Genomic DNA, 8075 nt, shown 5'->3' with positions numbered 1-8075 from the left:
CGATGGGTATGCCCAGGCTGCGCGTCTTCGGCCCCTCGCCCAGCGAGATCTCGACCGACGCGCGCAGATGCCGCATCAACCCTTCCGGCGTCAGGGTGCCCCACTGCCGCTGCGAGACCGAATGGATGCCATTCAACTTCTCGACAAAATAACTCAGCGTTTCCCGCGTCAATTCCCGCACGGCCATGATGGGCGCCTCCCTCGGGCAAGTTGCCGCCACCCGTGCGCCTATTATCGCCAATCCGCCAAGCACGCGCCACTCGCGGCGGCGGAAAATTCCGCGCGAACCCCTTGGCAAAATCAAGACTCTGTGCTACAATCGCAAATGGAAGAGGGTTGTGGCGAAAGCCAGGGAACCCGCCGCCAAGAACGCAACGAGAGAAGCGGAAAGAGCGCGGCGCGGCGAAATGGCTTCGTGCGAACTCTTCCGCGGGCAACGGCAGCCAAAGCGCGTAGCGCGTGCCCAATACCAAGAGGCCTTTGACCCGTCCGCGGGTCGGGGCACCGTGGCGCCGGAAGCGGCGCAGGGTGGCTGCGTGGCAGGGTGTCGGCCCGTTGTTGATAGGGCGAGGGCATTTTCAGGTACGGCCCAACTTCCTGTCAGCATGAGAGACGCAGCGAAATGGCCGTGCGGGAGCCCGGAACCCGAAAAGGCTCTTGTAGTACCTGATGGAGCCGTCGCCCAAGTGTGAGCGGGAAGCCGCGTGCGAAAGGGTTTTGCAACGGTCCCAAACAGGATCATCGGGTGCATGTGAAGCGCCCCGCCTAGACCAGCGGAACCTTATCGACGTTGCTTCCCCTCACTTTTTGAGTGGCGGTCCAGGCGCGCCGGTCTCGCCAGTGCATTCACACCGAAATATCATCCCTGCGTTTGTATTGTCTACGTGACGGGAAACCCCTAAGTACTCCATTCCTGAAATACGGTCACGAGCGCGAAAGTCTTCTTGCGCTTTCTTCTTCGCGGCGCATTCTCCGCGGCAAGCAGGCGGGCGGGCAGCAAGCTGCCGCGCACAGGATTGGTGTCGATACGTCACTGGATTCACTGACAATAGAACTAAGCCAGACGCTTCGCGAATGCCGGATTCTTCCGTCGAACTGAAGACCATTTGCGCCGGGAAGAGAAGACCGGCTATTCTTTCCGGGCGGGAACGTCCGCCACCGCGGGCTTCTCCGGCGTGCCGGGACGGTCTTCAACTCCAACGGATGATGCCCGGTTGGCCATTTGCCGCTCGCGGCCGCTTGCGGCAGTTTGGTCAGCGCCGGGGCAGCCTGTTGTCGGTTAACGCGGCTTAGGAGTCTGATTCGGGGGCCAGATTGAGGCAACTGCTTCCGAACAACACCGCAGGGGAAGGCCCAACTACGCCAGAAGCGGCGTGAGCGGTCTCGCATCCGCCCGTGGCACGCTACCAACGGAATTCCGTACGGGTCGGCAGATAACGACAGGTGCGGACAGACCGCCGGGCCGATGGCGTGCTTGGCCGGCGCTGCGCCGGAACCGCTCAATCAATTGATTGATGGACCCGGCCCCATGGGAGCTGTAAATCTGCTTTTTATTGAAAAAGGTGCGCGTGATGCCGAAATCTGGAGTCGGGTTATTCGCCCTATTGACAGATTGACGCGAATAGAGTATCTTTATAAGGTGATAAAGCTGCAAAGTCCTCGGCTTGCGTTGGGGATCCCGGCAGCATCTTGTAGTACGTGGGACGATGCCGCGGCCCGGTGGCCGGGCGTCACAACTATTGGGAGGCTTCTGCAGTGTCCGTGGCAACAGCAGCAGGACAGAGGCTCGAAGGCAAGGTCAAGTGGTTCAACAACAAGAAGGGGTATGGCTTTATCCTTCGCGATGATTCGAACGACGTATTCGTTCATCACACGGCCATCCAAATGGACGGGTTCCGGACGTTGCGTCAGGGTGATGCGGTCCTGTATGAACTCCGGGAAACCGACAAGGGGCCGCAGGCAGTAAACGTCACAAAGAACGTCAGCTAGTCTCTGAAGTATTAGAGAGCGACAGGTTCGCGCCGGGCAGGCGGTGGCGCACCACGCCCGGCGCATGTTTTATCTCCAGCAAAGGGCAAGTGGAACTTCTGCCCCATGCAGGCCGCCCGGGACAGAAGCGGGTCGTGCGCGCGGGGGAAACGCCCCCGACAGGCCCAAGGCGGGGGAACCGCAGCGCACGTGCCCCACACACAGCCGCGATGTGCAGCCGCACGCGCGCATCTGTTAGACTTTTGCCTTCCCCCGGCGTTTCTCGACCCGAATAGGAGCATTGCAGTGAAAAGCGACGACATACGCGCGAGTTACCTCGACTTCTTCCGGCAGCGCGGCCACGTGGTCGAGCGCAGCGATACGCTCGTGCCGCGCAATGACCCAACGTTGCTGTTCACGAGCGCGGGCATGGTGCAGTTCAAACCCTACTATTCCGGCGAAGTCCCGGTGCCCTACCGCCGCGCCACCACGTCGCAGAAGTGCCTGCGCGCGGGCGGCAAGGCGAACGACCTCGATGAAGTCGGCAAGACCTCGCGCCATCTCACCTTTTTCGAAATGCTCGGCAATTTCTCGTTCGGCGACTACTTCAAGCGCGAAGCGATCCAGTGGGCATGGGAATACAGCACGGAAGTCCTGAAATTGCCCGGCGACGCGGTCTGGGTCTCCGTGTTCGAGCAGGATGACGAGGCCTACGGCATCTGGGAGAAGGAAATCGGCATTCCTGTGTCGCGCATCGTGCGGCTGGGCACGAAAGACAACTTCTGGGGGCCGGCGGGCGACACGGGCGCGTGCGGGCCGTGCTCGGAACTGCTCTACGACAAGGGCGCGGCCATCGACCCGGACGCCACGCCCGAACACGACCCGAAGGAGCGGTTCCTCGAATTCTGGAACTTGGTGTTCCCGCAATTCGACCAGCAGCCCGACGGCTCGCGTCCGCCGCTGAAAAATCGCGGTATCGACACCGGCATGGGCCTCGAACGGCTCGCCGCGCTGCTCCAGAAGAAGGAAACCGTCTTCGACACCGACGGCATCTTCCCGATTATCGAGACGGCCCAGGCGCTGACAGAAGTGCGCTATGAGGACCATCCCGTACCGTTCCGCGTGATTGCGGACCACGTGCGCGCGCTGTCGTTCATGATTGCCGACGGCATCCTGCCCTCGAACGAGGGGCGTGGCTATGTCGAGCGGCGGCTGTTGCGCCGCGCCGCGCGGTTCGGCCGCGAACTCGGCCTCGAGAAGCCGTTTCTGCACCAGGTCTGCCAGACCGTCATCGACCGGATGGGGCATCACTACCCAGAACTGGTCGAGGGGCGCGTCCAGATCGAGAAGATTATCCACATCGAGGAAGAGCGCTTCGCGGGCACGCTCGCGCGCGGCATGGACCTGCTCGACGGCGTCTTCGCGAAAATGGAGAAATCCGGCTCGAAGGTTGTGCCCGGCGAGGACCTGTTCCGGCTCTACGACACCTACGGTTTCCCGCTCGACCTGACGCAGGACATCGCGGAGGACCGCGGCTACACGCTCGACCGCGCGGGCTTCGATGCCGCGATGGGTCGGCAGCGCGAGAAAGCGCGCAGCGCCTGGGCCGGCAGTGGTCAGGACGCTGTCTCGCCCATCTATCGCCAGTTGCACGACGAAGTGGGCGAGTCGCGGTTCCTCGGTTATGACACGATGACAGCGCAAGCGACGATCCAGGCCGTCATCGCGGATGGGAAGCGCGTGGATTGCGCCACGGAAGGCCAGGAAACCGAGTTCGTGCTCGATGCGACGCCGTTCTACGCCGAAGCAGGCGGCCAGGTAGGCGACGTGGGCGTGTTCGATTCGGTGAACGGCAACGCGCAGATTTCCGAGACACGCCGGCCTGCGGGCAAGATGACCGTACACAAAGGCAAGATGCTGCGCGGCGTATTGCGCGTGGGCGACAAAGTGGATGCATTCGTCGATGTGCCGCGCCGCACGGCGATCATGAACCACCACACGGCCACGCACCTGCTCCAGGCCGCGCTGCAAAACGTGCTCGGCGACCACGTGCATCAGGCGGGTTCGCTCGTCGCGCCCGACCGGCTCCGCTTCGATTTCACGCATTTCGAAGGTATCGATCTCGACCGGCTGCTCGACATCGAGCGGCTCGTCAACGAATACATCCGTTTGGACGAGGCCGTGGCGACCTCCCAGCGCTCGCTGGACGAGGCGCGCGCCGCCGGCGCCATGGCGCTCTTTGGCGAGAAGTACGAGGACGTCGTCCGCGTCGTGCAGGTCGGCGAGGTGAGCCTCGAACTGTGCGGCGGCACGCACGTCCCGCGCACCGGCGTGATTGGCTACTTCAAGATACTCACCGAGTCCGCGATATCTGCGGGCGTGCGGCGCATCGAGGCCGTCTGCGGCGAGCCCTGCGTCGATACGCTCCAGGCGCGCGACCGGCAGCTGATCCATCTCGCGCGCCTGCTCAGCGCGAACGCGGACGAGGTCGAGGAACGTGTCCGCGCCGTCCTCGACGAGAACCGCAAATTGCAGCGCGAGGTCCAAAAATGGAAACAGGCCGCGGCGACCGGCGCGGCCGTCGATTACATGAGCCAAGTGCGGGAGATCGGCGGCGTGAAAGTGCTTGCGGCGGAAGTGCCCGGCCAGGACGCCAAGGGCCTGCGCGCGGTACTCGATAGCCTGCGCGAGAAACTTGCCAGCGGCGTGCTCGTGCTCGCCAGCGCCGAAGACGACAAGGTGTCGCTCTGCGTCGGCGTGAGCAAAGACCTGACCGGCCGCATCAAGGCGGGCGACATCGTCAAGCAGCTCGCCCCGATTGTGGGCGGCGGCGGCGGCGGCCGGCCCGACATGGCCCAGGCGGGCGGCAAGGACGTCTCGAGGCTGCCCGAATGCATCGCGAAGGCCCCGGAGATCATCCAGGGGCTGCTGAACTGAACCGTGCAGGCCCTGCCATTCAGCAACCGTTGAGCGCGTCGGGACCGCGGCCAGACCGGCGGCAACGGGTCCCGCGCTTGAAACGCAGGACCGCCGCGAAGCCCGGACACCGCGGGGACGCCCGCGGTCTCCCTCATTCTCCAACAAATCGCAACAGCCGCGCGGAATTGAGCACGACGGCGACGGAACCGATATTGTGGCCGAGCGCGCCCAGGATCGGGGTGAGTATGCCCACGGCCGAAAGACAGAGCATCAACAGGTTGTAGGCCAGGCCGAAGAGCAGGATGTTCTGGTTGATGGTGCGGCGGGTTGCCCGCGCCAGTTGCAGCAGGAACGGCAGCGGGCGCAAGCCGTCCTGCATGAGCACAACGTCGGCCGTTTCGAGGGCAACCGTGTTCTCGCGGGAGCCGATGCTCACGCCGACGGTCGCTACGGCGAGCGCCGGGCCGTCGTTCGTGCCGTCGCCAACGTAACAGACGCGCAGCCCGGCGGCTTCCATCGAGCGGATGTGCTCGTATTTGTCCTGCGGCAGCAAATCCGCCTTCACGCGGTCGCGCGCGATACCCAACTGGCCCGCCACGCGATGCGCCACAGACGCATGATCGCCGGTGAGCACGGAAAAGGCGCCGAAGCCGCCGAGCGCCAGCCGTTCGAGCGTCTCCGGCGCTTCGGGGCGGATCTCATCTTCGAGGACCAACACGCCTTGAAGTCGCGTGTCCTGAGCGAGGTATAGCACCGTCCGGCCCTGTTCGTGCATGCCGCGGGCGCGCGCCTCAATTTCGGACGGAATTTCAACCCCGTGGCGATGCATGTAACGGCCGTTGCCGCAACGCCACGGCGCGGCATCCGGCCCCGCCGCCTCGGACACGCCCAGTCCGGCCTCTCTCTGGATACTCGCCGGGTGCGCAACAGGAATGCCCTGTTCCCGGGCGTGTGCGACAATGGCGCGCGCGACGGGGTGCTCGGCGGAAGCTTCGAGCCTAGCCGCATGCGTAAGGATTTCCGCCGGTCCGAGACCGTTCAACGGGATGATTTCGGAGACGCGGTACTTCCCGGCGGTCAGCGTGCCCGTCTTGTCGAACACAAGCGCGCGCACCTGCGCGCACGCTTCGAGATACTTCCCGCCCTTGACCAGTATGCCGTTTCGCGATGCGTGGCCCAGCGCCGCCACCACCGCCGTCGGAGTGGCCAGCACGAACGCGCACGGACACCCGACGATGAGGATGGTCACGCCGCGCAACGCGTCGCCCGTGGCCGCCCACACGACCGCAGCCAGCGTCAGAATGACGGGCGTGAACCATTTCGCGTAGGCCTCGGCGACGCGGAGGATCGGCGCCCGGTGCTGTTCGGCCTCAGTGACGAGCCGCACTATCTTGCCCTGCGCCGTGTCCGCGCCGATGCGTTCCACGCGGATTTTCAGCGCGCCTTCGCAATTGATCGTGCCCGCGGAAACCCGGTCGCCGCACGACTTGCAGACGGGCACGCTTTCGCCGGTCAGCATCGATTCATCGACGTCACCGCCGCCCTCGACTACCTCGCCGTCCACGGGGATCACGTCGCCCGGGCGCGACAGCACCCAGTTGCCCGGCCTTAGTTCGCCGATCGGGACGGTGCGCAGTTCACCGTTGTCGTCGATGATGCGCGCCTCCACCGGGCTCGCGCGGAGCAGCGCCTCGATGTGGCGCCGCGCGCGGGCGCTCGTGAATTCCTCGATAAGGCCGCCCAGCACCATGATGAACGCGACAACCGCAGCGGAAACCCATTCACCAAGGACAAGGCTCGCCATGATGGCGATGCTCACCAGTTCGTCGACGTTGGGGCGCAGTTCGAGCAGGCCGCGCAGCGCGTTCCACACGATGGGAAATCCGGAGAAGCACAGCGAGAGCAGCGAAAGGCCGATGACGTACCGTTCGCCGCCCGGCCCGGCATAGCCCGCGGCCAGCGCCGCCGGAATCAGCGCGCCCGCGAACGCGACCTTCGCCAGGCGCCACGCGCCGACTTCGGTCCGCGTGTTCTGCCGCGTTAATCGTCCGATCATGACGGGGATTCCTCTCAGAAAACCCTGCTCAGGCGCGGAACGAGCGCAGCGCCTCGATCAACTCCTCCGCGGCGCGGTCGCGGTCCGCCTGCGTCTTGCCGCGCGCGATGTGCTCGCGCGTGTGTTCGTCGAGGAACTGGAGCAGTAATCCGTTCATGGCCCCGCGGATCGAGGCGACCTGCTGCATGACGCGGTGGCAGTCCGCGTCGGTTTCCGCGCGCTCAATAGCGCTGTGCAGCGCCTTCACCTGCCCGAGAATGCGGTTGACCCGCGCGAGCAGTTTCTTGCGTTCCTTGGCGACGTGGCTCATGCCCCTATAATATACCCCACTACCCTATCTTGTCAAGCCGCGGCCGTCCGCGGCCACAGCCGCGCCGGATGCGGCGGCGCTTGTCCGCGGACCCCGCCTTGTGAATAGAATGGAGCGCCCCGGAGTTATCTCAAGGACCCGCACGATAATCCGTGCAGAGAAGGGAGCCATCCATGGTTAAGACAACCGTTTTCCGGGCCCGGCGCGGCCTTTTCGCGGCGCTTTGCTTGTTCTTCATTGCCGGCGGCGGCGCCGTTGCGGCGGTGGTGGATATCCCCGACCCGGCCCTCGAATCGCTGATCCGCGAACGGCTGGGACAGCCTTCGGGCGACATCGAGGACACGGCCCTTGCCACGATTACCAGCCTTTACCACGATGTCAATATCCATGGCGTTATTTCAGACCTGACCGGCCTCGAATACTGCGTGAATCTCGAAGCCCTGGACGTGCAGGATTGCCAACTCTCCGCCCTGACGCCGCTCCAGAACCTGACCAGCCTCACCTATCTCCAACTCGTGAATTCGGGCGTCACGGACATTGCGCCGCTCGCCGGCTTGACGGCGCTGCAGCATCTGGGCGTGTGGTCAAACGCGATCACGGACATTGCGCCGCTCAGCGGACTCACCAATCTCACCTGGCTCGGCCTTGCCGGGAATCAGATCAGCAACCTGACGCCACTCGCGGGATTGACCGGTTTGGAAGGGCTGCACCTCCAGGACAATCTCATCACGGACGTGACGCCGCTCAGCGGGTTGATTAACCTGACCGAATTGTTGCTCGATGACAACAACGTGACCAACCTGACGCCGCTCGCGTCGCTCA

At 64.4% G+C, this 8075-nt stretch carries 6 protein-coding genes; 3 read left to right on the top strand and 3 right to left on the bottom strand.

What is annotated here, in order from left to right:
- Positions 1 to 187: hypothetical protein (locus tag KA184_17765; GenBank protein MBP8131430.1), on the bottom strand; the 187-nt coding region annotated here is incomplete at its 3' end.
- A gap of 1574 nt (positions 188 to 1761) precedes the next feature.
- Between KA184_17765 and KA184_17760 the strand changes: the two genes are divergently transcribed.
- Together KA184_17760 and alaS are read left to right on the top strand one after the other, a co-directional pair.
- On the top strand, positions 1762 to 1989 hold the full coding sequence (locus tag KA184_17760) for a cold shock domain-containing protein (protein MBP8131429.1): 228 nt from the start codon (positions 1762 to 1764) through the stop codon (positions 1987 to 1989).
- Positions 1990 to 2094: 105 nt separating this feature from the next.
- Positions 2095 to 4905 carry an alanine--tRNA ligase gene (gene alaS / locus KA184_17755; GenBank protein ID MBP8131428.1) on the top strand — a complete coding sequence of 937 codons (2811 nt, stop codon included), beginning with the start codon at positions 2095 to 2097 and terminating at the stop codon, positions 4903 to 4905.
- A 133-nt stretch (positions 4906 to 5038) separates the two neighbouring features.
- Here alaS and KA184_17750 read toward each other — a convergent pair whose 3' ends face one another.
- Together KA184_17750 and KA184_17745 are read right to left on the bottom strand one after the other, a co-directional pair.
- Positions 5039 to 6943, bottom strand: coding sequence for a cation-translocating P-type ATPase (locus tag KA184_17750; protein ID MBP8131427.1), 1905 nt, complete (start codon positions 6941 to 6943; stop codon positions 5039 to 5041).
- A 28-nt stretch (positions 6944 to 6971) separates the two neighbouring features.
- Positions 6972 to 7253 carry a metal/formaldehyde-sensitive transcriptional repressor gene (locus KA184_17745; GenBank protein MBP8131426.1) on the bottom strand — a complete coding sequence of 94 codons (282 nt, stop codon included), beginning with the start codon at positions 7251 to 7253 and terminating at the stop codon, positions 6972 to 6974.
- Positions 7254 to 7426: 173 nt separating this feature from the next.
- On the opposite strand from KA184_17745, the gene KA184_17740 reads away from it, so the two are divergent.
- A partial coding sequence (locus tag KA184_17740; GenBank protein MBP8131425.1) for a leucine-rich repeat domain-containing protein occupies positions 7427 to 8075 on the top strand: 649 nt, incomplete at its 3' end.

Source organism: Candidatus Hydrogenedentota bacterium (assembly GCA_018005585.1).
In the GTDB taxonomy this organism is placed as follows: domain Bacteria; phylum Hydrogenedentota; class Hydrogenedentia; order Hydrogenedentales; family JAGMZX01; genus JAGMZX01.
This window is presented reverse-complemented; position numbering and strand designations above follow the sequence as displayed.